This window comes from Polaromonas sp. AET17H-212 (assembly GCF_002379085.1).
Taxonomy (GTDB): Bacteria; Pseudomonadota; Gammaproteobacteria; order Burkholderiales; family Burkholderiaceae_C; genus Polaromonas.
Genome location: NZ_NBZW01000022.1, coordinates 30,903 through 55,088 on the forward strand (window position 1 = coordinate 30,903; position 24,186 = coordinate 55,088).

The following is a 24,186-nucleotide window of genomic DNA, read 5'->3' on the forward strand; positions in this document are numbered from 1 at the left end:
CGGTTTCTGCCGGCGGTCGGCAATGGAGGTCCGTCGGGCCAGGACCCCTGGGGGAAGTGCCGGACCACCGTCCGGCCTCAGGCATCAGGCCGTCTCTGGCGCCCGCAGTCGGGGGCCAGCGAGGTCGGGCTGCAGCTTGAGCCGCCCGGGCTGGGCATAACAGACAAAACGCCGGTTGGTCGCACGGCCGATGGCGCACAACCCGACAGCCTGCGCCACCTGGTGGCCCATCTGCGTGATGCCGCTGCGCGAGACCACAATCGGCACGCCCATTTGCGCCGACTTGATGACCATTTCGCTGGTCAGCCGCCCGGTGGTGTAGAACACGAGTCCGGAAGGCTCGGGGGAGAGTGTGGGGACTTCGGATCCAGACCAGCCAGGGCCGCGGATCTGGCTTTGCCGGGCCGCAGGCGCAGCGGCCCCCTCGGAGGGCAGCGAACCACACGCAGTGGGGAGCGTGGGGGCCAACATATTCATGGCCATCCAGCCAGCAATGGTGTCAATGGCGTTGTGCCGCCCGACATCCTCGACAAACAGCAGCATGTCCGGCTCCGCGGCTGCCAGCGAAAACAACGCGCAGGCATGAACGGATCCGGCCGATTTGTAGGTGGTTTCCTTGAGACGGATGGTGTTGACCAGGCTGTACAGCTGGGCTTGGGTGATGCTGGCATCGGCCGGCAGTTCGATCTGGTCGACCTCGTCCATCAGGCCGCCGAACACACTGCCCTGCCCGCAGCCGGTGGTCACCACCTTGCGCGCGGTTTTTTCCTCGATATCCACGATGCCGTGGCGCGTCCGGACCGCCGCCGCGCCCACATCCCAGTCCACCGTGATGGATTCAATGTCTGCGGCGTCCCTGACCAGCCGCTGGTTGCGCAGGTAACCCAGCACCAGCAGCTCGGGGTGGGCACCGAGCGTCATCAAGGTCACCAACTCGCGCTTGTCGACGTAGACCGTCAGGGCGCGTTCGGCGGGAATGGCAATCTGGAGCGGGTCGCCGTACTCGTTGACAGCGTCAATGTCGCAGGTGAGCGGCGCCCGGGCCTGGGTCAGGTATGGCAGAGGCATGATGGAAGACTACAACAAAAAAGCCGACACCTTGCGGAGTCGGCCTTTTTGCAGAGTATCGGTGCTCAGGATTTCTTTTCGGGGGCAATGGCAGCCGCAGGTGTCTTGGTGCTGGGCGGGCTGGTTGCGGTCGCTGCCGGGGAGTGCGCACCTGCAGCCTCCAGGGGCTTGGCCGCCTCAGGCGGCGTGTAGCTGAAGGCCCCAGGGTCTGCGCACGCTGGCGTGGCCACCGGCGGCTTGGTTTCCTTGCCGGCCGCCTTGGCCGTCTTGTAATAACTGGCTGCCACCTTGTCCATGGATTTGCACAACAGGTAGCCATCGACCTTGCCGGCCCAGGCGGCCTTGGCGGCGGCCTCGGCGGCCTTGGCCTTGGCCTCATCGCTGACCGGAGGGAGCTTGGCCAATGCCACGGCGGACAGGCTGGCAAACAAGGCGGCAATAAGAATTTTTTTCATGGAATCCTCGCTGTTCAGATCTTAGGGCCTGTTCACACTATGGATGCAAGTGCGAACGTGGTTAAAACAGCGCCAATCTAGGCGCGCGACGACACCCAGCCTGGGCGGCTGGGCTAGGAGGGCAACGACGAGTGGCGTTGTTTTAACCACGTTCCCTCCGGGTTGCGGCCAAAAAAGCCATGCGCAGCGTTGCAAAGCCTTGCCGGGCTCCAGCCCGGCTGCATTTTGCGCCTCACGCATGGCCTTTTTGACTCGCAACGCATCTTGTATCCATAGTGTGAACCGGCCCTAGGCCTGGACGGTCTGGCTCGGTGGCGCAGGCTCGCTGCGCTGAGCCGGAATCTTGCCAGCCTTCACGTCGTCGTACCAGTACTCGTGGTGTTCCCTGGCCCAGGTCTCGTCCACATAGCCGGTTTTCATGCCGTCATAGGCGCCCTGCATGCCGATGGTGCCAATGTAGATATGGCCGATGAACATTGCCATCATCAGCACCGTCGCCACGGCATGCACCATGTGCGCCACCTGCATGGTGTCGCGAACATAGATCAGCCCGGGGATCAGCTTGTCGAGCACCAGCCCCGAGGCCACCACGATGATGCCGAGGAAAAACACGCCGCCCCAGAACACCAGTTTTTCGCCGGCGTTGAAGCGGTGCGACGGCACTTCCTTGCCGGACAGCAAGCCTCCGCCCTTGAGCAGCCAGCCGATATCGCCGCGGCTGGGCATGTTGTCGCGGACAAACGTGAAAAACACGATCACCAGGGACACGGCAAACAGCGGACCGGCAAAGTTGTGCATGTTCTTGAGCAGGTAGGTCAACCAACCGAACAGGGTCAAACCCATGACCGGCAGCAGGAAGAACTTTCCGAAGGCCATGATGAGCCCGGAGATCGCCAGAATACAGAAAGCAATCGCGTTGGCCCAATGGGCGGAACGCTCAAACGGCGTGAAACGCTCGATCTTGCGGCCGGTTTCAGCACCGTGCAGGTTGATCCGGCCCTTGCCAAAGTAAAACAGCGCAATCGCACCCACCACGATCAGCAGCAGCGCACCACCGTAGGGGATCAACCAATTGTTGCGGACCTGGCGCCAGGCCTCTCCGGCGTTGGTCAACAGTGAACCGGGGTAGCGCACAAAAGGCTGGATCAGGTTGCCGGCCTCAGGCGCCTCGCTTTTCGGCAGGCTGCTGTAGCCGGTGACACCCGAGCCCACCTGGCGCCACATGGGCGCGTTGTTGCCAGGCTGGACCTTGGCGCGCTCGCCATTGGTCTGCTGCGCATACTTGGGATCAGCGCTTGCGTCGGGTTTGACCTCGAAGATGTTGGCGCTCTGGATGCCGCCTGCCGGTGCTGCTGCAGCCGGAGCCGTTGCAGCAGTTGGAGCCGGAGCCGGGGTGGCCGCGGGTTGCGCCGACACCGTGGCCGACCAGCCGGTCGCTGCAAGAAAGAGTGCTGCCAGGAATCGCGATGGGCGTTGCATGTGAACTCCCTGTTATTTCACGCGGTTGTATTCGTTCTGGCCGGCCTGCGCGCGCGTCTTGAGCTGCTGCTCCCAGGCAGTCTTGTCGCCGGCTTTCCAGCCCGGGGCATTGAAGGCATTGCTGGTGCCCTGGAACGCGGCCGTGTCGCTTTTGACGCCACCAGCGGACTGGGGCTTTTCGCCACAAGCGGCAAGCGCCATGACGGCAGCCGTGAGCAGTGTGAGGCGCATCATGATTTGGCTCCTTGCACGGGAGGCTGGCCCGCCTGTTTGGAACCGTAGGCCGTCCCCCAGCCCCACACTTCGGCGCCCTTGCCGCGCTGTACGACACGCGTGCGGAAAATGTCGGCAACCACATCGCCATCGCCAGCGAGCAGCGCCTTGGTCGAGCACTGTTCGGCGCAGGCCGGCAGCTTGCCTTCGGCCAGCCGGTTGCGGCCGTATTTTTCGAATTCGGCCTGGCTGCCATTGGCCTCGGGGCCACCGGCACAGAAGGTGCACTTGTCCATCTTGCCGCGCACGCCAAACGTGCCCTGGGACGGGAACTGGGGCGCGCCGAACGGGCAGGCATAAGAGCAGTAGCCGCAACCGATGCAGACGTCCTTGTCGTGCAACACCACACCTTCGTCGGTGCGGTAAAAGCAGTTCACCGGGCAAACGGCCATGCACGGCGCGTCGCTGCAATGCATGCAGGCCACCGAAATGGACTTCTCGCCGGGAACACCGTCGTTCAGCGTCACCACACGACGGCGGTTGACACCCCATGGAACTTCGTTTTCGTTCTTGCAGGCAGTAACGCAACCGTTGCACTCGATGCAGCGCTCGGCGTCACAGACAAATTTCATGCGTGCCATGGTATTTCCTTATGCCTTCTCGACGTTGCAGACCGTCGTCTTGGTTTCCTGCATCATCGTCACACTGTCGTAGCCGTAGGTGGTCGCCGTATTGACCGCTTCGCCGCGCACCACCGGGGCGGCGCCCTTGGGGTAGTAGGCCAGCATGTCGGCGCCCTGCCAGCGCCCGGAAAAGTGGAAAGGCAGGAACACGGTGTCAGGTCCGACACGCTCCGTCACCAGCGCCTGGACATTCAGGCGCGCACCTGTCGGCGTGCTGACCCAGGCCCGTTCGCCGTTGCGTATGCCCTTCTCGGCAGCCACCTTGGGATTGATCTCGATGAACATTTCCTGTTGCAGCTCGGCCAGCCAGGGGTTGGAGCGGGTTTCCTCGCCACCACCCTCGTATTCCACGAGACGGCCCGAAGTCATGATCAGCGGGAATTTTTCATGCACCTTGTCGGCGATGTTTTTCTGCTGGATGGTCTTGTAAAGCGTCGGCAGGCGCCAGAAGGCCTTCTTGTCGTCGTGCGTCGGGTACTTGGCCATCAGGTCGGGCCGGTTGCCGTACAGCGGCTCGCGGTGCTGCGGAATCGCGTCGGGGAAGTTCCAGACCACCGCACGCGCCTTGGCGTTGCCAAAGGGGTGACAGCCATGGCCCGTCATGAACACCCGGATCAGCCCGCCCGAAGGATCGGTCTTCCAGTTCTTGCCTTCGGCCGCGGCCTTCTCCGGCTCGGTCAGCTCGTCCCACCAGCCGAGCTTCTTGAGTAGCAGGTGGTCAAGTTCCGGGTAGCCGGTCTGGATGTCGGCGCCTTTGGAGTACGAGCCGTCTTCGGCGAGCAGGTTCTTGCCGTCCTTCTCAACGCCGAAGTTGGCGCGGAAGTTGCCGCCACCGTCCATCACGTGTTTGGAGGTGTCGTAGAGGTTGGGGGAACCGGGGTGTTTCATTTCCGGGGTTCCGTAGCAGGGCCACGGCAGACCGAAATAATCGCCTGTCGTGTCGTAGCCCGTTTCCTTGTCCTTGCCGCCTTTGGATTTCAGCGTCTTGACGTCAAACATGTGCATGTTGCGCATGTGGGCCTTCAGGCGCTCCGGGCTTTGTCCGGTGTAACCAATGGTCCAGACACATTTGTTGATCTCGCGCAGGATGTCTTCCGGCACGGGTTCGTCCATGCCCTTGACCTTCTGCATCTTGTAGTTCTTCGACAGCTCCTTGGCGAAGCCCAGCTTTTCGGCCAGCTGGTGCATGATCATGTGGTCACTGCGGCTCTCCCACAGCGGTTCGATGACTTTTTCGCGCCATTGCAGCGAGCGGTTGGATGCCGTCACGGAGCCGCTGGTCTCGAACTGGGTGGCGGCCGGCAGCAAATAGACGGCACGGTTGGGATTGAGGTCTTCGGCCTTGCCCGGCATGGCCGCCATGGCGGCTGTGGCCGAGGGGTAAGGATCAATCACCACCAGCAGGTCGAGCTTGTCCATGGCGCGTTTCATCTCCAGACCGCGGGTCTGGGAGTTGGGCGCATGGCCCCAGAACACCACGCCACGAAGGTTGGAATCCTGGTCGATGAATTCGTTTTTCTCCATCACGCCGTCGATCCAGCGCGACACGGTGATGCCGGGCTTGCCCATCATGGCAGGCGAGGCATAACGCCCCTTGATCCAGTCGAAGTCCACGCCCCAGGTCTTGGCGAAGTGTTTCCACGAACCTTCGGCCAGGCCGTAGTAGCCCGGCAGCGAATCCGGGTTGGGTCCGACATCGGTCGCGCCCTGCACGTTGTCATGGCCGCGGAAAATATTGGTGCCGCCGCCGGAGACGCCGACGTTGCCGAGGGCCAGTTGCAGGATGCAGGAGGCGCGAACCATGGCATTGCCGATGGTGTGCTGGGTCTGGCCCATGCACCAGACGATGGTGGACGGCCGGTTCTTGGCCATCATCTCGGCGGCCATGTACACGCGCGCCTCGGGCACACCGCAGGCTTCCTCGACCTTGTCCGGCGTCCACTTCGCGAGCACGTCTTCCTTGACCTTGTCCATGCCGTAGACACGGTCGTTGATGTACTTGGTGTCCTCCCAGCCGTTCTTGAAGATGTGATACAGCATGCCGAACAGGAACGGGATGTCCGAGCCGGAGCGAATGCGGATGTACTCGTCAGCCTTGGCTGCCGTGCGCGTGAAGCGCGGGTCCACCACCACCATCTTGCAGCCGGTCTCTTTGGAGTGCAGCATGTGCAACAGGCTGACCGGGTGGGCTTCGGCGGCGTTGGAGCCGATGTACAACGCGCACTTGCTGTTTTGCATGTCGTTGTACGAATTGGTCATGGCGCCGTAGCCCCATGTGTTGGCAACGCCGGCCACCGTGGTGGAATGGCAAATGCGCGCCTGGTGGTCGCAGTTGTTGCTGCCCCAGAAGCTCACGAACTTGCGCATCAGGTAGGCCTGCTCGTTGTTGTGCTTGGACGATCCGACCCAATACACCGAATCAGGGCCGCTGGCCTTGCGCAGCTCCAGCATGCGCGCGGTGATCTCGTTGAGGGCCGTGTCCCAGCTGATGCGCTCGTACTTGCCGTTGACCAGCTTCATCGGATAACGCAGGCGGTACTCGCCGTGACCGTGCTCGCGCAGTGCAGCCCCCTTGGCGCAATGCGCGCCGAGGTTGATCGGCGAGTCGAACACCGGTTCCTGCCGGACCCAGACGCCGTTTTCGACGACCGCATCGACCGCGCAGCCCACCGAACAATGGGTGCACACCGTGCGCTTGACCTCGATTTTTCCGCCACCGTCACCCGCACCCGGCGCCGCCGCCTTGGCTTTCTTGACCAGCGTCAGCTGGGTGGCCGCCAGACCGACGCCGACCCCCAGGCCCGAACGTCGCAGGAAAGCGCGGCGGTCCATGGTGGGCAGCGCATTCGACAGTCCGCGCGACAGGCTTTGTACAAACCGAGCAGATCCGGCGCGCTGCGCCGTATCGCCATGGACACCGTGATTTTTTTTCGTGAGCAGCATGGAGCTCTCCGTAAGAGGGGGACGGGAAGAATCAGAGACGCGTGGTCTGGTAGTAGCGCTTGACGTGATCCGACAGGCTGTAGCCGCCGCCTTTTTCAGGCGCAGGCTTGGGTTCCTGGAGGGCCGCCTCGGGTGCTTGCACCCCGGGCAGGGCGACTGCCACGGCGGCAACAGCGCCGGTGGCGGCAGCGCCGAAGAAGAAACCCCGGCGCGAGGGTTTTGGCTGGCTGTCCTGCATGGTGGTCTCCAAGGAAGCTTGCTGTTATGAACTGGTTTGCATACTTACTGACTCGCTTACTTTACGTCAGACACGCGCACGCGACAACGGTCCGGTCAGGCCAAATGCAACACCTAGGGGAAAACGATAGGGCATCTTTGTTTTTACCCCGACGGCACTAATCAGGAAAAAGTGTCGCAATTTGAGAAAACCACTGCCTAACGAGGTGCCGCGTTGCAGCAGAGGCACAGCGCAGGGGCGCGAAGGGCGCGCCGGACCTGGCACCCTCCCGCCTGCTCAGGCCAGCATGTCAAAGCCCTGGGTTTCAACGCTGAGAAACGTGTGGGTGAATCCGGCCAGGCCGCGGTAGAAATCGGCCTTCGGGTGCGCACTGACCGCATCGCACAGGGTGGTTGCCCAGGGCTGCAGATGGCGTGCAAAAAACTCGCGCTGGCGCGTCAGGTTGGCGACCGCCACATCGTCCCCCGCTATCAGGTAACGCATGACCTCGCACAGGTAGGCGATATGGTCTTCGGTTTCGGGCATGGCCTCGTCGCGCGCCAGACCCAGCGCTTCCAGATCGGTGCGCAGCGCCGCCAGCGGCTTCTCGTTGAGGAAGCCGCTGAGGTAGTGGGAGCCGAACAGATAGACCTCGGGCTTGCCGACGCCGCCAAACAGCGCCTCGTATTCCCGGGCAATCGCCCCGTCCGGCAACCTGCGGGCGGCGCCGACCAGTTCAGCCCACGAGGCTTCCAGCAAGGCACCGGCCGCAGGTGCTTCGGTCACCGCCACCCGCAGGTTGCCCAGCAGGTCAGCCGTCGGTGGCGCGTAGTACAGCGCGGCCAGCAGCCCATACACTTCGGCGCGGGCGGTTTCTTCGTCCAGCGTGGACGGTACGAGTTGGGCGGGCTGGGTCATGGGATGGCTTTAGCGAATGTCCGTGATCTTGATTTCGTTGTCTGCCGAGTAGATGTCAATCACGCGGCAGTCGCTGCACATTTTCAGGCGTTCGGCAGCCGCGCCCTGGAACATCGCATGGCCGGCCAGCTTGCCCAGCATGGACTCGATCGCCTTGAGGGTGCCGAACGGCTTGGCGCAGCGTATGCACTGGTAGGGCTGGCTCTCGTTGAGCACACGCGCCTCCTTGCGCTGCGGCGTGAGCAACAGGCGTGGCTGCAGGGTGATGGCGTTTTCCGGACAGGTCGTCGCGCACAGGCCGCACTGCACGCAGTTTTTCTCGATGAACTTGAGCTGGGGCCGCTCCGGGTTGTCCTGCAGCGCGCTGGCCGGACAGGCGCTGACGCAGCTCAGGCACAAGGTGCAGGCGTCCTTGTTGATAGTCAGCGTTCCCAAGGGCGAGCCGGCGGCCGGCAGTGCAATCGCCTCGGGTCTGGCCGTGGCCTGCGTCATCAGGTGGTCCAGCGCGAGCTCCAGGGTGGCACGTTTGTCGGCCTGCACGGCAAAGCCGGCCGCCTGGGCCACGCCCTGCGCAGGCGCCATCTGCAGCTGGGCGTCGAGCGCGGCCAAGTCGCGAGCATCCCTGGCTTCGAAAATCCGGAAGTGCTCCCCCTGGTACCCGAGACCGCTGAGGATGGCCTGCGCCACCTCCATCTGCTCGCGCACAGCCTCGCGGTACTGCGGTGCCTCCTCGTCCGTCATCAGGACCCATACCTGGGAAGCGCCGTGGGCGATGGCCGAGAGCCACAATTCCAGGCCCACCGAGACGGTGTGCCACAAGGCCAGCGGCAAAACGCGCGCCGGCACACCATGCGTGGCCAGATCGAGTCGCGCCATTCGGCCCAGGTCTCCCAGCAGCCGCGTGCCCGCTTCCTGGCTGTGCAGCAGCAGGGCCGCCTGCTTGCCGCCGGTGCGCGCATAGGTACCCAGCAGGGTCTTGATCTTCGCGCCCTGCTCCCCGGGACGCGGGTAGGCAAACGTCAGTGCCCCGCTCGGACAGACCGTGGTGCAGGCACCGCAGCCCACGCACAGATTGGGATTGACCACGATTTGCTGCCGGTCGCGCTCGCTGCTGATCGCCGAGGCCGAGCAGACGTCGATACAGGCCGTGCAGCCGGTTTTTTCATTGCGGCTGTGGGCGCAGAGTTTTTGCTTGTAGTTGAAAAATTTGGGCTTTTCGAACTCGCCGACGAGCGAACGCAGCTGCAGCAGGGTGCGGCTGTCCTGGCCATCCCAACGGAAATAACCCTGGGGCAAGGCATGTTGCGTGAAGGCCGGTGTCGCACGCAGGTCCAGCACCAGATCAAATTTTTCGCTCAAGGCCTCGGGTGCGCGGCCGAAATCAATCGCGCCGGCCACACCGCAAGCCTTGACACAGGCCCGGTGCGACTGGCACAGGGCGTCGTCGATCTGGTAGTCGAAACCAATGGCGCCTTCGGGGCAGACCGCCAGGCAGGCGTTGCAACGCGTGCACAGGTCGAGGTCAATCGCGTTGCTGCGCTGCCAATGGAGTTCGAAAGCCCCCAACCAGCCGGTCAGGCGCTGGATCTTCCCGGCCAGCACCGGGTAACGCCGCTCCTGCAGACCGCCGTCACGGCCCGCGCCCAGACTGAACAGCGTGACGTCCAGCGCGTCCGACAGCAAGCCGGCGGCGCGTTCGCCCGCATCGAGCTCGCCGATGATGAGCACGCGACCCGCGCTTTTGTAGGTCACGGTCGCCACGGGTTCCGCATCCGGCAGGTGGGCCACCGCGAGCAGGGCCGCAATTTTCGGGCTGGCCTTGGCGGCGTCCCGGCTCCAGCCGCCGGTCTCGCGGATGTTGACGAACTTGATGACCGAGGTCGCGCCTTCGGTCTGCTGCGCCAGTTCCGCGAAAAGCCGGGTCTCCTGGGTGCAGGCCACCACGACGTCGTCGCCGGACTGGACCGCCTTCTGGAAAGCGCCGGCCTCCCGGCGGCACAGCGTCGAATGCAGGGTCAGTTTTTCGTCAAGTGCCGTGCCCAGCGTCTGGGGCTGGAGCGGCATGGTCTGGTTGCAGTCGCAAATCAGTGTGGGCATGGTTTTCTTGGCTGGCGCCAGAGCCAGGCTGCGGCTCGGGTTGGCTGGAATGTTCTGGGGAATCGGCTGGATGAGGAAACTCCGGACCTTCATCGGACTGTGCCACGGTTTCAGCCGTGGGGTTATTCGCAGTTTCCCGTGGTGCAGTCGCCTGTGCTGCCTTCCCGCCCTCTTCCTTCTCTTCCTTTTCTTCATCCTCAAACAGGTTGAGAAACTTGGCGCTCGTCATCTGCCGGAGCATGGACTCGGGAATGGGATCGGACATGGAATAGTCGTCGATGTAGATGTCCAGGCCGTCCATCACATTGAAGTGCGGGTCGGCAAACAGCTTTTTCATCGCGGCGTTGCGCACCTCAGGCCCGACATCGCCGGCCATGAAGGGCTTGAAATCGGAGTCCTTGGTCAACAGCTGCGCGTCCTGCAGCGTCGGCAGCTTTCTTTCGGCTGGTGTTGCAGCATCGGCCGGAGCCGGCACGGCGGCCTCGGGGGCTGACGTCCCGGCCCGGGCAACGTCTCCCGCCACAGGCGGGGTCACGGCAGGCGCCGGTTCGTCCAGCGGTTTGCCCTGCAGGGCGTCCGTCTTGCGCCGCGCCCACCGGCCCAGGAATCCGGGGGCTTCGTCAGCCATGGCCGCCTCCGCCAAACTTCTTGTCCGTGCTCACGCGCGCGGGGTTGCCAAAGCGGTCCTGCAGCGGCTTGAAGCTTTGCGGGCGCTGGCGGCGCTTGGCCTCCAGCACGTAATGGGCATCGACAAAAGCCTGCACCCACTCGACCACATCGCGCGGCGCCGCCACCTGCTCCACGGTTTCCTGCGCGTCCAGCCAGCGTCCGGCGTCGTGGTAACTCAGGGTCACGATCTGCGGCACGGCCACCGGCTCGTCGGCCAGCGCCGCCTCTTCCTCCATGCGCCAGACCACCCAGAAGCAGGGCTGGGGCGTGGTGACGTTGAGGTAATAACCTTCCGCGTCGTCGGTGAACAGCTCGACCTTGAAACCGGGATGCAGCCAGCGCTCTTCCTGCTCGTCCTTGAGCAGCAGGCGCGGCTGCGCGCCAAAACTTTCCTCGTGCGGCACGATGTCGGCCAGCGCCCAGCGCCAGGGCTGCCAGCGGTTGTCGATGCGCTCGCGGCGCATGACCACGGCCACCGCCACAGAGGGACGGCGAATGGCCGTATCGGCACCGGGAAACTGCAGGACGAATTCAGACATGCACGCAGTGTACGGCTGTCTTCAGGCGCATTTGTGGCACAACTCTTTTGTCACCCACAGCCTGGAAGGTTAAAGACCTCCGGTAGCACCACGCCCGTAACCCGCAGTCCCTGCAAGCTGTCCGCCGCTATGAATCGCCAGTGCATTGGACAGCGCCGGCTGGGTGATGCCGCAGGACTGGGCGGCGCGGGCGCAGTGCCGGTGCTCGCTGAGGGCCGCCAGATAACCCAGCGAGGCAAGCATGTTCATGGTTGGCCTCCGCGCCCGGGACGGTCAGGTGTTTTTCGACACCGTGATGGTCGGGAATTTGGCGGAAAAATCTTTCGCCTTGGCGGCAATCGTGATGGCCACCTGGCGTGCCACCGCCTTGTAGATGCCGGCGACTTCGCCGTCCGGGTCGGCCACCACGGTGGGCCGGCCGTTGTCGGCCTGCAGGCGGATCTGCATGTCCAGCGGCAGCGCGCCGAGGTAACTCATGCCGTAGTCGGCCGCCATCTTCTTGCCGCCGTCTTCGCCAAAGATGTGTTCGGTGTGGCCGCATTTGCTGCACACGTGGACTGCCATGTTTTCGACGATGCCCAGAATCGGCACGCCAACCTTCTCGAACATCTTGATGCCTTTTTTCGCGTCGAGCAGCGCGATGTCCTGTGGCGTGGTGACAATCACCGCGCCGGTCATGGGTACGCGCTGGGACAACGTGAGCTGGATGTCGCCAGTGCCGGGCGGCATGTCGACGATCAGGTAGTCCAGGTCTTTCCAGTTGGTCTGGCGCAGCAACTGCTCCAGCGCCTGGGTTGCCATCGGGCCGCGCCAGATCATGGCTTCGTCCTGCGCCACCAGGAAACCGATGGACATGACCTGGATACCGTAGTTTTCCATCGGCTCCATGTTCTTGCCGTCCACGCTTTCGGGCCGGCCCTCGATGCCCATCATCATGGGCTGGCTGGGGCCGTAGATGTCGGCGTCGAGCAGGCCGACCTGCGCGCCTTCAGCGGCCAGGGCCAATGCGAGGTTGACAGCGGTGGTGCTTTTGCCCACGCCGCCCTTGCCGGAGGCCACGGCCACGATGTTCTTGACATTGGGCAGCAGTTGCACGCCGCGCTGCACGCTGTGGCTGGCGATCTTGAAACCGACGTTGACCGACACGTTGGTGACGCCCGTCACGCCCTTGGCGGCGGCGATCAGCAGCTTGCGGATGCCGGCCAGCTGGCTTTTTGCCGGGTAACCGAGTTCGACGTCGAAGGACACGTCGCCGCCGGCGATCTGCAGGTTTTTAAGCGCCTTGGTGCTGACGAAATCCTTGCCGGTGTTGGGGTCGAGCACGCCTTGCAGGGCGTTCAAAATTGCCTGTTGTTCTACAGCCATCTGGGGGATCTCCGATTGAATCTGGGGGTGGCAAGCCGGCCGCACCGGGGCGCGCCGCGCGGCAGCGGGATGGGTTGAAGTCTAAGCCAATGCCGGGGCCGGTGCCGGCCGGCCGGCGATGACCTGACAACCCGGCCATGCGTGCGGGCTTTCGCCGGGGCGCAGCCTTGATCTGCCTCAATGAGTGCCATGGACACAGGCGGAAAATGATTTGTCGTGAAGATGCAGGGTCGGCATGCACCCTCCCGGCATCCGCCCGGCGGCCCATATGCGGCCCGCGCGTTTTGACCGGTTCTGCTTCCTGCTGGAGGATTTCATGTCCACGATCCCGCTCAATCTGGAAACCGACACGGTGGTCCTGCCGCCACCGGTCCTGCCGCCTGGCGCCACGCTGGCGCAGGCACTGGAGAAGCGCTGCAGTTCGCGCGCCTTCCTGCCGGACACCCTGCCGCTGGAAACGCTGTCGGCGCTGCTGTGGGCCGGCTTTGGCATCAACCGGCGGGACAGCGCCCACCGCACCGCACCGTCGGCCCGCAACTGGCAGGAGATCGACGTTTACGCCGTGCTGGCCGAAGGCGCTTACCGATACGACGCCTTGTCCCACCAGTTGCTGCTGGTCAAGGCCGAGGACCTGCGCAGTGCCACCGGCACGCAGGACTTCGTGGCCACTGCACCGCTGAATCTGGTCTATGTGGCGGACTTCAGCCGCATGCACGATGCCAGCGCCGAGGATCGCCATTTTCTTGCCGGCGCCGACGCCGGCTGCATTGCCCAGAATGTCTACCTGTTTTGCGCTGCCACCGGTCTGGCGACCGTGGTTCGCGGCCTGATCGACCGGGGCCGGCTGGCGGCGGCCCTGGGCTTGTCCCCGACCCAGCGCATCGCCCTGGCACAAACCGTCGGTTCCCCGGCGGCGCCATGAAACCTGCCTGACCGGGAAACATCCATGGAACTGCGTTCAAGCGCTTTTGCGCCGAATGGCGAGATACCGCGGCGCCACACTTGCGAAGGCAACGACAGCGCCCCGCCGCTGCACTGGGACGGTGTCCCGCCAGCCGCGCGCAGCCTGGTGCTGATCGTGGACGATCCCGATGCGCCCGACCCGGCTGCACCGCGGCAGACCTGGGTGCACTGGGTGCTGCTCGACCTGCCGCCGGACAGCGCCGGTTTGCCGGCGGTCGGCCGGCCGTTGCCGGCCGGTGCGCGCCCAGGCCTCAACGACTGGCACCGCCCGGACTACGGCGGGCCTTGCCCGCCGACAGGCCGGCACCGCTACTTCTTCAAGCTCTACGCCCTGGATACGACACTGCCGGCGCTCCAGCAACCGACCAAGGCGGCCGTCGAGCGCGCCATGCAAGGCCATGTGCTGGCCAGCGCAGAACTGGTGGGCACCTACCAGAAGACCCGCGCCTGAGCGCGACTCACGGCCTGCGGATGCCCTGGTCCATCCCCGCATCCCCGGAGGCTGCGCCCCAGCGGGCCGCGCCAAAAGCCTCCAGGAAGCGGTCCAGGTCCTGTGCCGGCAAGCGGTCGATGCCCGCCGCCCCGGCCCGGCCGGCGCCCCCGAAACGGTGGCACAGCTCCCTCGCGCCACCTGCGGCGGACAGCGGCGCACGCACGCTGACAACATAGGCATCGCCGCGCGTGGCCTTCAACACGGCATGCGCCTTCTCCGGCTCGGCACGGGCGAGTTCATTGGCCAGGCAGCCGATCACGCGCCGGCTCCAGCCGGCATCCGGCAACAGGATGGCGCTGGCACGGCCGTTCTGCCAGTGCGGCGGCAGGTTCGCCGCCCGCCGCAGGTCGTCGCGGCGCAAGGCATCGAGTTGCTGCGCGATCGACTCGTGCTGCAGCAGCTCAAGCGGATCGCGGTAACTGACCAGCGTCTCGTACAGCCGCGCCGGCGCCATGAAAACATCGCTCTCCTCTTCACCATAAGCGTTGTAATTGATGGCCTCGCCGAGCATGCGCAGGCGGTCACTGTCCCCGGTGTTCATGCCGGTCTGCGCGGCGAGCGCGTCGGCCACACCGGTCAGGTTGTCGCCATAAGCCCCCACCAGCGCCCAGGCCCGGTGGGCCCCGCCGAGGTGGCGGTCCATCAGCAGGCTGGTGCAGGTCTGGCTGTCGAGGTCAATGTGGGTTTCCAGGTTCGGATGGTCCGGCACATCGGGCGGCGCGTGGTGATCGAAGTAGCGCACCCGTGCGCCCGCGGCAAGCAGGCGCAGCAAGGCCGCGCGGTTGCGCTGCAGCGACACGTCGCACACCAGCACCTCGTCGCCCGGTCCGGCCTGCACCCGGTTCAGCAGCGCGATATCGCGCTTGAGCCCGGTGACCAGCACGGCCGGTGCCGGCCACTGCAGCCGCCATTGCAGCACGGCGCACAGGCCGTCGGCATCGCCGTTGCAGACGTCAATCTGCCGCCCTGCGGCGGACGCCACGGTCACTCCCCTTCCGGGTGGGGCGGAGACGGGCCTTCGGCGGGCTCGCCGGTCTCGGGATCCAGCCATTCGCCGATGCCGATCTCGCGTTCAGCCTCCTGCAGGCTGAGGGTGGGCTCCAGCTCGCCGCCGTCGGCGGCATCCATGTCCTGCTGCGCCTGCTCCAGCGTCTCGAACGGGCCGAACTCCTGTTTGCCGTCCTGCGCCAGCCAGTGGTAGCCGTCCGGGCGGGCCACGATCCGGCCCGCTTCCTCAACGGGTTCGGCGGCTTCAGGCAAGGCCTCGGGAACATCCTCGCCGTCCTCGTCCTGGTGGTGCCGGGCGTCCGCCGGGATACTTGTCTTGCGTGTCATTCGTCCTCCTTCCATGGCGACAGTGGGCCACTTGCCCGCACGGGGCATTGCTATCAACAAACCCCATTTTGTGCAGTGTGTCCCCTGCTGGCAAGCCGGCCGTGATGTTGATCAACGCCCCTGCAGATGGCAGGGGTGCCCGACGGCGGCGGCAGGCCGGCGATGCCGCCCGGGATTCATTGCATGGTGCGGGCAAGCAGAGGCCGCAGGTCTTCCAGCGTGCGCGTGTTCAGCACATCGGCTTTTTCAAGCCAGCCGCGCCGTGCCTGGTCGATGCCGGAGGGCAGGTGGATGAACTCCAGCGTGCTGTGGGCATCCGAGTTGATGCAGACCAGCACACCTTCGGCCTTGGCCATCTGGCAGGCCGTGTCGGTCAGATCGAGCCGCGCCGGCTGGGCATTGAGTTCGACGAAGCAGCCCCGCTCCCGCGCCTTGCGCAGCACCCGCAACAGATCGAAGTCACAGGCGGGTCGCTCGCCGATCAGGCGCCCGCCCGGGTGCGCGAGCAGCGTGAAATACCTGCTGTCCATCGCCCGCAACAGCCGCGCGGTCTGTTGGGCGCGCGGCAGGTCAAAACGATGGTGGACCGCACCCACCACCAGGTCCAGCCGCTGCAGGATGGTGTCGGGCAGGTCCAGCGTGCCGTCCTCGAGGATGTCGACCTCCACCCCCTTGAGCACCGTGAAGCCCGGCGACTGCGCGTTGAACCGGTCGATGCGATCGATCTGCCTGGCCAGCCGGGCCGGATCGACGCCATGGGCGACGCCCAAGCGGCGTGAATGCTCGGTGACGGCGAGGTACTGCAGGCCGCGCGCGCGGGCCGCTGCAGCCATGGCTTCCAGGCTGTCCTGGCCATCGCTTTCGCGGGTGTGTACATGCAGGTCGCCCCGCAGGTTTCCCAGGACCACCAGCACCGGCAGCCGGCCCTGGCGCGCCGCCTCGATTTCGCCGCGGTCCTCGCGCAGTTCGGGTTCGATGTAACGCAGGCCGATGGCCTGGTAAAGCGCCTCCTCGGTGGCGCCGGGCAGGCGATCCCGGCCCCGGAAGACCCCGTATTCGTTGATTTTCAGCCCACGCTCCTGCGCCAGCCGGCGCAAGGCGATGTTGTGCGCCTTCGAGCCGGTGAAGTAGACCCAGGCCGCACCGAAACTTTCCGCCGGCACGACCCGCAGGTCGACCTGCAGCCCGCTCTTGAGAACCACGCTGGCCCGGGTGCTGCCGTGGGCCAGCACCCGGCTCACATCCTCGCCCCCGACGAAACGCTCGATCACCGGACTGCGGCCGCTCAGGCTGACCAGCAGGTCCAGATCCCCCACCGTCTCGCGCCGCCGCCGCAGGCTGCCGGCGGCCACAGCGCGCGCCACGCCGGGCAGGGTCGCAAGCTCCGCCAGCAGCGCCCCGGCCGTCTGGTCCGCCCGCCACAGTGGAATGCGCCGCTCCTCCTGTAACTGAGCGGCGGTCGCATCCAGAATGGCCTGCTGGCTTTTGGGACCGAAGCCGTGAATCGCCTGCACCCGTCCCTCCCGGGCCGCCTGGTGCAGCTGTTCGATCGTCTGGACACCGAGCTCATGGTGCAGCACCCGCACCCGCTTCGGGCCCAGACCCGGCACTTTCAGCAGTTCGGTGATGGCGGGCGGGAGCTCCTGGCGCAGGCGCCCCAGCAGCGCGCAGGAGCCGGTTTCCGCGATCTCCCGGATCTTCGCCGCCAGGTCCGGGCCGATACCGGGAAGGTCATCGAGATCGGCCCCCTGGGCCAGCATGACCGGCACCGGCTGGCCCAGTTCGCCGACCGTGCGGGCGGCGTTGCGATAGGCGCGAATGCGAAATGGATTCGCCCCCTCGATGTCGAGCAGATCCGCGATGTCGTTCAGGGCCGCGGCGATGTCGGCGTTATGGGCTGGCATCACATCCGTCGCGCGGCCCACTGCCGGGCCTTGGCGATGGCGATGCGGATGGCGCGCCCTTCGTCCATGCCCTCGGCGAGCAGCGCGTTGGCCACTTCTATCGCCTTGAGGCGCACGGGTTCAGGCAACCCGCGCATGGACACCGGGTAACGCTGAGCCGTCCAGGGCATGGCACCGCCCTCACACCAGCACAAAGCCGCCGGCATCCGGCGCTGCATCGCCGCCCAGTGCCGCCGCAATGGCGTCATCCACATGATCGAGCCAGACGAAGGCCAGAGCCTGCCGCGTGCTTTCGGGCACGTCGCGCAAGTCCTTTTCGTTGCGCCTTGGCAGCAGCACGGTCCGTACGCCGGCGCGCTGCGCCGCCAGCACCTTTTCCTTGATGCCGCCCACCGGCAGCACCAGGCCGCGCAGGCTGATTTCGCCGGTCATTGCCACCTCGTGGCGCACCGCCCGGTCGGTGAACAGCGACGCCAGCGCAATGAACATGGCCACCCCGGCGCTCGGCCCGTCCTTGGGAATGGCACCGGCCGGCACATGCACATGCACGTCGACGGCGTCGAAACTGGCCGCCGCAATACGCAGCAGCGGCGCGCGCGACTTCACCAGCGTCAGGGCGGCCTGGGCACTTTCCTTCATCACGTCGCCGAGCTGGCCAGTCAGGATCAGGCGGCCGCTGCCGGCGACGCGGGTGGCCTCGATGAACAGGATGTCGCCGCCCGCGGGCGTCCAGGCCAGCCCGGTCGCCACACCCGGCAAACTGCTGCGCAAGGCGATTTCGTGTTCGAATTTCGCCGGGCCGAGCAACGCGTCCAGGTCCGCCGCATCGACGCGCACCAGCACTTTCGAACCATCGGCAATCTGCACCGCGGCGTGGCGCATGACACGCCCGATCTCGCGCTCGAGCTGCCGCACCCCGGCCTCATGGGTGTAGTCGGCCACCAGCGCCTGCAGGGCCGCGGTGGTCAGCTCACACTGGCCCTCGTGCAGGCCGGTGGCTTCACGCTGGCGCCGCACCAGGTAACGCTGCGCGATCTGCAGCTTTTCCTCCTGCGTGTAGCCTGGCAGGTCGATCACCTCCATGCGGTCGCGCACCGGCGCGGGCACGTGGTCCATCACATTGGCCGTCGCGATGAACACCACACGGCTCAGGTCGAAAGGCACGCCGAGGTAGTTGTCCCGGAAGGTCGAGTTCTGCTCCGGGTCCAGCACCTCCAGCAGCGCCGCCGACGGATCGCCGTGGGCGCTCGGCGAGACCTTGTCGATTTCGTCCAGCATCATCACGCAGTGGCGCGCACCGGCCTTGCGCAGGCTCTGCACAATCATGCCCGGCATGGCGCCTATGTAGGTGCGGCGATGGCCGCGGATCTCGGCTTCGTCATGCACGCCGCCCAGCGACACCCGCACAAAGGGCCGGTCCAGCGCGCGTGCAATGCTTTGCCCGAGCGAGGTCTTGCCCACGCCGGGGGGGCCGACAAAACACAGGATGGGGGCGCGCCCCTGCGGGTTGAGTTTTTGCACCGCCAGGAACTCGACAATGCGCTGCTTGATGCGCTCCAGCCCGTAATGGTCCGCCTCCAGAATCCGCCGCGCTTCGGCCAGGTCGATCGGGGCGGGTTCCGGCGCCGCCCAGGGCAGCTCGGTCATCCACTCGAGGTAGGTGCGCAGCATCGAATGTTCACCGGAGGCTTCCGGCATGCGCTGCAGGCGCCCCAACTCCTTGCGCGCCTGCGCCTCCACATCGGGGGGCATGCCGGCCTTGGTGATCAGCTCGCCGATGCGCGCGACATCCTCTCCGTCGCCGTCCTCGCCGAGCTCCTTCTGGATGGTCTTGAGCTGCTCGCGCAGCAGGTATTTGCGCTGGCGGTCATCCATCTGCTCCTTGGTGCGCTCGCCGATTTCCTGCGACAGCCGCAACACCTCGATGCGTCGCGCCAGGATCTGCAGCACTTTCTGCAGCCGTTCCTCGGAATCCACCGTCTCCAGCAGCATCTGTTTTTCCGCGATTTCGGTATCCAGCAGGCTGGCCACGATGTCAGCCAGATGCGACGGTGCCCGCACGGTTTGCAGGGTGTGGGCCAGTTCGGCCGGCGCGCCCGGCAACAGGGAGAGGATTTCCACGGCACGTTCGCGCAACTGCAGCCCCAGGGCTTCTGCCTGGGTGGAGACGGTGGACGGCTCCTCAATGGGTTCCACGCGAGCGGCCAGAAACGGGTACCCCTCGACCAGGGCCTCTATCCGGAAACGCGCCACGCCCTGGCAGACGGCATGCTGCAGTTTTTCACCGGTATCCACATGCTGCAGGACCTTGGCGAAAGTTCCGACATCGCACAGGGCGTCGCGGCCGGGATCATCCACCCGGGCGTCCCGCTGCAGCACGATGCCCACCGGGGTGGCGCTCCTGCTCGCGTGCTCGATGGCCGCAATGGATTTTTCCCGGCCAACGGTGATCGGGACCAGCGCGTGCGGAAACAGCACCACATTGCGCATCGGCACCAAGGCAACCACCCCCTCGGGCAGCGTCAGTGGATTGGCGTCTGGCAAGTCCATCGGTCACCTCGTCTTGCATGGATGTCACTCAAGTACGCTGGAGCCGCAACAGGCCAGGCGGCTGGCAACCGGCAGTGGCAGAGCCTCCCGCCGGTGGTTCCCGGACAGCAGCGCATTGCCCGGGGAGGCGACCGCCTCCGCGGTGGAGACAGGGCCGATTTCAGTATAGCCACGGCCTGCGGCGCGGAAAACGGGGGCCCGGGCGTTCATGTTGACTTGCATCAAGCAAAGGAAGCGCTTCCCGCCCAAGGAGCGCCGGCCGGGTGACCCGCACAGGCGCTGCGGACGCGGCAGGGCGGTCCGACTTAAAATCATGGGTTAGCCTCAGCAAGCTCTCACAGCTCACCAAAGCACCACCATGCCCCAGCGCCGCCTTTTCGTCACCACCGCCCTGCCCTACGCCAATGGCAATTTCCACATCGGCCACATCATGGAGTACATCCAGGCCGACATCTGGGTGCGCTTCCAGAGGATGCAGGGCCATGCGGTGAATTTTGTCGGCGCCGACGACGCCCATGGCGCGCCCATCATGATTGCGGCCGAGAAGGCCGGCAAGACGCCGCAGCAGTTCGTGGCCGACATTGCCGCGGGACGCAAGCCCTACCTCGACGGCTTTCACATCAGCTTTGACAACTGGCACTCGACCGACGCGCCGGAAAACCACCAGTTGGCCCAGCAGATCTACCTGGACCTGAAGAAGGCCGGCCTGATTTCGACCAAAACCATCGAGCAGTTCTTCGATGTCGAAAAGAACATGTTCCTGCCGGACCGTTTCATCAAGGGCCAGTGCCCCAGGTGCGGCGCGAAAGACCAGTACGGTGACAACTGCGAGGTCTGCGGCGCGGTGTATGCACCGACCGACCTGATCCATCCCTACTCGGCCCTGTCGGGCGCCACGCCGGTGCTCCGGAGTTCGGAACACTTTTTCTTCCGGCTGTCCGACCCGCGCTGCGTCGAGTTTTTGGAGCAGTGGACGCAGGACGGCAAGCTGCAGCCCGAGGTGGCCAACAAGGTCAGGGAGTGGTTCTCGGTGCGCGACAACGCCGACGGCAGCCAGAGCGAAGGCCTGGGCGACTGGGACATCTCGCGCGACGCGCCCTATTTCGGCATCGAGATCCCCGACGCGCCGGGCAAGTATTTCTACGTCTGGCTGGATGCGCCCGTCGGCTACCTCGCGTCGCTGAAAAACCTGCTCGACAAGCGCGGCGAGGACTACGCGGCCTACATGGCCGACCCCAAACTCGAGCAGTACCACTTCATCGGCAAGGACATCGTCACCTTCCATACCCTGTTCTGGCCGGCCATGCTGCATTTCAGCGGCCGCAAGACGCCGGACAACATCTTTGTCCATGGCTTCCTGACCGTCAACAACGGCGAGAAGATGAGCAAAAGCCGCGGCACCGGGCTGGACCCGCTCAAGTACCTGAGCCTGGGCATGAACCCGGAATGGCTGCGTTATTACCTGGCGGCCAAGCTCAATGCGCGCAACGAGGACATCGACTTCAATGCCGACGATTTCATGGCCCGCGTCAACAGCGACCTGGTCGGCAAATACATCAATATCGCCAGCCGCGCGGCCGGCTTCATCGCCAAGCGCTTCGCCGGCCGGCTGGGGGAAATTTCCGCCGACGGGGATGCGCTGCTGTCCGTGCTGCGCGCCCAGAGCGACACCATCACACAGCTGTATGAATTCCGTGAATTCGCCAAGGCCCTGCGCGAAGTGATGCTGCTGGCCGACCGCGTCAACGCCTATGTGGACCAGAACAAGCCCTGGGAACTGGCCAAGCAGGCCGGCATGGACACGCGCCTGCAGGATGTCTGCACGGTGTGTATCGAGGCCTTCCGCCTGCTCACCATTTACCTCAAACCGGTGCTGCCGGCACTGGCAGCCGAGGTTGAGGGCTTCCTGAAAACCGGGCCGCTGTCGTTTGCCGATGCCGCCGCCGGCCTGGGCAGCGGCCACGCCATCGGTGACTACAAACACCTGCTGCAACGCGTGGACATCAAGCAGCTTGATGCCTTGTTTGAGCCCCCAGCCCAGGAATTTTCTGCACCTTCAGCTATAGAATCCATAGCGCCCGGCGGTGAGGATATCGCCCCTGCCATCAGCATCGACGACTTCAGCAAGATCGACCTGCGCATTGCCAAAATCATCAACTGCGAGGCCGTGGAGGGCTCGACCAAATTGCTGCGCCTGACCCTGGACGTGGGCGAAGGCACCCTGCGCAACGTCTTCAGCGGCATCGCCTCCAGCTACCAACCGGCAGACCTGATCGGCAAACACACGGTGATGGTCGCCAACCTGGCGCCGCGCAAGATGAAGTTTGGCATCAGCGAAGGCATGGTGCTGGCCGCCAGCCACGCCAATGAAAAAGCCGAGCCGGGCATCTTTGTACTCGAGCCCCTGCCCGGCGCGCAGCCCGGCATGCGGGTCAGGTAAGGAAGCGCTGAATGAGTCCTGGCGGATGAGCGGCAGCCGGATCGGGATGGGATGCAAGGCGGATTTCGCAGCCAATAGTTGGCTATTGGCAAGAAATTCAACGTCGCAGACCGCCCGAGCCCGGCTGATCGCGCGCCGCAGGGGACTTGTTCGGCGCTTCCTCAAGCTCAGGCGACAAATCGCAGGGCCTTGCCCGGACGGGCCGCCATCTCGGTGACCGCCGCCTCCAGCGCCTGCAGCAGCAGGGCCACCCCCGCCGCCTGAAACGGTGCCACAGCGATGGCAACCTTGAGCTGCAACACCGCACCCGGTGGCAGCAGTTCGCTGGGGGCCAGGCCGCGCGCGATCAGGCGCTGCCCCATGTCCGAGAGCTGGTCGCGCGTGACGCGGCCCTTGAGGATCAGCACAAAATCGCCGTCGCGGTGGCGCGCCACGGTGTCGCCCTCCCGGGCCACCCGCGTGATGCAGGCCCCCGCATGGACCAGCGCCATCTGCGCCACCTGCAGGCCGTATTCGTCGCGGATCGCCTGGATGTTGCCGATGCGCACGCGCAGCACCGCCCCCGAAGCCGGCTCGCGCAGCTGGGCAATGAGCAACTGTTGCAAACGCTCGAGCATTACCCGGTGGTTGACCGCACCGGTCAGCGGGTCAATCCGGTCCATGGTGTCGATACGCGCCCGGTTGTCGCGCCATTCCCGGTTGCGCAGGTACAGGGCGACCAGCAGCAACGGGATCTCCAGGGCCACGCCCAGCTGCGCCCCGTATTGCGTCATGAAGGACACGGGCACCAGCTGCATGTTGCGCAGGACCGGGAACACGGCGCCAGCCAGCATCGCCAGCACGCCGGCCAGCACCCACAGGCCGACGCCCGGAATGCGCCAGGCGTACCACAGCGCCACACCGAGGTAAATCGCGAAACTGGCCAGGTAGTAGGGTCCGGAGATCGCAAAAAACGGGTTGCGTCCGACAAACAGGAAACACAGCGCCAGTACGGCACCGGCGCCCCCCATCACCAGCATCAGGCGGGTGGCCCAGCGGGCGCCGCGCCCGCGCACCAGCTCACGCATGAAGAGGTGGCCCAGCGCTGCACCCGTCACCGGAAGCACATTGGATGCCACGTCATTCCACCAGGGGTTGTCGGGCCAGAAATACTCGCCGGCCAGGCCCGTGAGCGAGAGCTGGCCCAAGGCCATCACCAGCACATAGGCCGCGTAATAGAAATGAACGGAGTCGCGCCAGAAATAGGCGTTGACGGTACAGACCACCAGCACCAGCGCCACCAGCCCGACATAGGCGCCCAGCAGAAAATGCCAGCGCTTGCTGGACGCCTGGAAATCGCGCGCGGACCACACGGTCCAGCGCACGCTGATGGGATGGCTGTGCTGCACCCGCAGGTAGCTGGGCCGGGCCTTCCCCGGCTGCTGCACCAACTCGAACGCCGGATGCAGGTAGGGCAAGGGCCATTGCGCGACCGGGATCGAATCGCCCGAACGCAGGGCACGCCAGCCGCCATCGGCTGCGGGCCGGTACAGGTCCACGCGGTTCATGCCGGGGTGCAGCAGCGCCAGCACCATCGGGGTCGGTTCACTGACAGCAGGCAAGGCCAACTGATACCACAGGGCCACGGCGCCGCCGGCCGGCATGATGCGCTCGGCGCTGGCCGGTGTGGCCTCGCCGCGAGCAAAGCGCTGCTGAACCTGCTCCAGCGTCTGCTCACCCGAGGTATCCACCAGGACCAGCGCTTCGCCCTGCCGGCCCAGCCATCCGGCGGCCGGGGCCGACGCTGTCTGCGCCAACACCGGCGGACCGGCCGCCAGCCAACAGGCCGCCAGGCCACCGGCGACCAAGGCGAGCA

General features: G+C 65.5%; 21 protein-coding genes and 1 pseudogene. 3 read left to right on the forward strand and 19 right to left on the reverse strand.

The window, feature by feature from the left end; translation table 11 throughout:
* Positions 1 to 84: 84 nt before the first annotated feature.
* The 13 genes and pseudogenes from B7G53_RS16225 to apbC all read right to left on the reverse strand — a co-directional run bounded on the left by B7G53_RS16225 (position 85) and on the right by apbC (position 12,646).
* Positions 85 to 1,068: a formate dehydrogenase accessory sulfurtransferase FdhD gene (locus tag B7G53_RS16225; protein ID WP_176491380.1), complete on the reverse strand. Its 984-nt coding sequence runs from the start codon at positions 1,066 to 1,068 to the stop codon at positions 85 to 87.
* Between the two features lie 65 nt (positions 1,069 to 1,133).
* Positions 1,134 to 1,523: a hypothetical protein gene (locus B7G53_RS16230; protein ID WP_096669552.1), complete on the reverse strand. Its 390-nt coding sequence runs from the start codon at positions 1,521 to 1,523 to the stop codon at positions 1,134 to 1,136.
* A 288-nt stretch (positions 1,524 to 1,811) separates the two neighbouring features.
* Positions 1,812 to 3,002 (reverse strand): formate dehydrogenase subunit gamma, encoded by a 1,191-nt coding sequence (locus tag B7G53_RS16235; RefSeq protein ID WP_096669554.1) that lies wholly within the window; start codon positions 3,000 to 3,002, stop codon positions 1,812 to 1,814.
* A gap of 12 nt (positions 3,003 to 3,014) precedes the next feature.
* Positions 3,015 to 3,236 (reverse strand): hypothetical protein, encoded by a 222-nt coding sequence (locus B7G53_RS16240; RefSeq protein ID WP_096669556.1) that lies wholly within the window; start codon positions 3,234 to 3,236, stop codon positions 3,015 to 3,017.
* Positions 3,233 to 3,856: a formate dehydrogenase FDH3 subunit beta gene (gene fdh3B / locus B7G53_RS16245; RefSeq protein ID WP_096669558.1), complete on the reverse strand. Its 624-nt coding sequence runs from the start codon at positions 3,854 to 3,856 to the stop codon at positions 3,233 to 3,235. The genes B7G53_RS16240 and fdh3B overlap by 4 nt, the downstream gene beginning before the upstream one ends.
* 9 nt (positions 3,857 to 3,865) lie before the next feature.
* The gene (locus tag B7G53_RS16250) at positions 3,866 to 6,841 is read right to left on the reverse strand and encodes a formate dehydrogenase subunit alpha (protein WP_096669560.1); all 2,976 of its coding nucleotides are present in this window, start codon (positions 6,839 to 6,841) and stop codon (positions 3,866 to 3,868) included.
* A gap of 31 nt (positions 6,842 to 6,872) precedes the next feature.
* Entirely contained in the window at positions 6,873 to 7,079 is a 207-nt protein-coding gene (locus B7G53_RS16255; RefSeq protein WP_096669629.1) for a formate dehydrogenase, read from the reverse strand.
* 276 nt (positions 7,080 to 7,355) lie between these two features.
* Positions 7,356 to 7,976, reverse strand: coding sequence for a TorD/DmsD family molecular chaperone (locus tag B7G53_RS16260; protein WP_096669562.1), 621 nt, complete (start codon positions 7,974 to 7,976; stop codon positions 7,356 to 7,358).
* A 9-nt stretch (positions 7,977 to 7,985) separates the two neighbouring features.
* Positions 7,986 to 10,073, reverse strand: a complete 2,088-nt coding sequence (locus B7G53_RS16265; protein ID WP_096669564.1) for a 4Fe-4S binding protein — start codon at positions 10,071 to 10,073, stop codon at positions 7,986 to 7,988.
* The gene (locus B7G53_RS16270; protein ID WP_096669631.1) at positions 10,003 to 10,701 is read right to left on the reverse strand and encodes a DUF3306 domain-containing protein; all 699 of its coding nucleotides are present in this window, start codon (positions 10,699 to 10,701) and stop codon (positions 10,003 to 10,005) included. The genes B7G53_RS16265 and B7G53_RS16270 overlap by 71 nt, the downstream gene beginning before the upstream one ends.
* Positions 10,694 to 11,281, reverse strand: a complete 588-nt coding sequence (locus B7G53_RS16275) for a DUF3305 domain-containing protein (RefSeq protein WP_096669566.1) — start codon at positions 11,279 to 11,281, stop codon at positions 10,694 to 10,696. Before B7G53_RS16275 ends, B7G53_RS16270 begins: the two co-directional genes overlap by 8 nt.
* 138 nt (positions 11,282 to 11,419) lie before the next feature.
* Positions 11,420 to 11,530: pseudogene (locus tag B7G53_RS16280) on the reverse strand (LysR family transcriptional regulator); the annotation flags it as partial.
* Positions 11,531 to 11,554: 24 nt separating this feature from the next.
* Complete coding sequence (gene apbC / locus B7G53_RS16285) at positions 11,555 to 12,646, reverse strand: iron-sulfur cluster carrier protein ApbC (RefSeq protein ID WP_096669568.1); 1,092 nt, start codon at positions 12,644 to 12,646, stop codon at positions 11,555 to 11,557.
* A 316-nt stretch (positions 12,647 to 12,962) separates the two neighbouring features.
* On the opposite strand from apbC, the gene B7G53_RS16290 reads away from it, so the two are divergent.
* Both B7G53_RS16290 and B7G53_RS16295 read left to right on the forward strand, forming a co-directional pair.
* Positions 12,963 to 13,568, forward strand: a complete 606-nt coding sequence (locus B7G53_RS16290) for a SagB/ThcOx family dehydrogenase (RefSeq protein ID WP_096669633.1) — start codon at positions 12,963 to 12,965, stop codon at positions 13,566 to 13,568.
* A 24-nt stretch (positions 13,569 to 13,592) separates the two neighbouring features.
* On the forward strand, positions 13,593 to 14,060 hold the full coding sequence (locus tag B7G53_RS16295; protein ID WP_096669570.1) for a YbhB/YbcL family Raf kinase inhibitor-like protein: 468 nt from the start codon (positions 13,593 to 13,595) through the stop codon (positions 14,058 to 14,060).
* Positions 14,061 to 14,067: 7 nt separating this feature from the next.
* Here the strand turns inward: B7G53_RS16295 and B7G53_RS16300 are convergent, their stop codons facing one another.
* The 5 genes from B7G53_RS16300 to lon form a co-directional block, all read right to left on the reverse strand.
* Entirely contained in the window at positions 14,068 to 15,084 is a 1,017-nt protein-coding gene (locus tag B7G53_RS16300) for a hypothetical protein (protein WP_176491381.1), read from the reverse strand.
* A gap of 2 nt (positions 15,085 to 15,086) precedes the next feature.
* Positions 15,087 to 15,452, reverse strand: a complete 366-nt coding sequence (locus B7G53_RS16305; protein WP_255250043.1) for a hypothetical protein — start codon at positions 15,450 to 15,452, stop codon at positions 15,087 to 15,089.
* A 161-nt stretch (positions 15,453 to 15,613) separates the two neighbouring features.
* Entirely contained in the window at positions 15,614 to 17,341 is a 1,728-nt protein-coding gene (gene polX, locus B7G53_RS16310) for a DNA polymerase/3'-5' exonuclease PolX (RefSeq protein ID WP_096669574.1), read from the reverse strand.
* Positions 17,341 to 17,511, reverse strand: a complete 171-nt coding sequence (locus B7G53_RS22885) for a hypothetical protein (protein WP_176491382.1) — start codon at positions 17,509 to 17,511, stop codon at positions 17,341 to 17,343. Before B7G53_RS22885 ends, polX begins: the two co-directional genes overlap by 1 nt.
* A 10-nt stretch (positions 17,512 to 17,521) precedes the next feature.
* A complete protein-coding gene (gene lon, locus B7G53_RS16320) occupies positions 17,522 to 19,891 on the reverse strand; it encodes an endopeptidase La (RefSeq protein WP_096669578.1) in 2,370 nt (789 codons plus the stop codon).
* 358 nt (positions 19,892 to 20,249) lie between these two features.
* On the opposite strand from lon, the gene metG reads away from it, so the two are divergent.
* Complete coding sequence (gene metG / locus B7G53_RS16325; RefSeq protein WP_096669580.1) at positions 20,250 to 22,331, forward strand: methionine--tRNA ligase; 2,082 nt, start codon at positions 20,250 to 20,252, stop codon at positions 22,329 to 22,331.
* A 167-nt stretch (positions 22,332 to 22,498) separates the two neighbouring features.
* On the opposite strand, the gene B7G53_RS16330 is transcribed toward metG, so the two are convergent.
* Positions 22,499 to 24,178 (reverse strand): sensor domain-containing diguanylate cyclase, encoded by a 1,680-nt coding sequence (locus B7G53_RS16330; protein WP_176491383.1) that lies wholly within the window; start codon positions 24,176 to 24,178, stop codon positions 22,499 to 22,501.
* Between the last annotated feature and the right edge of the window lie 8 nt (positions 24,179 to 24,186).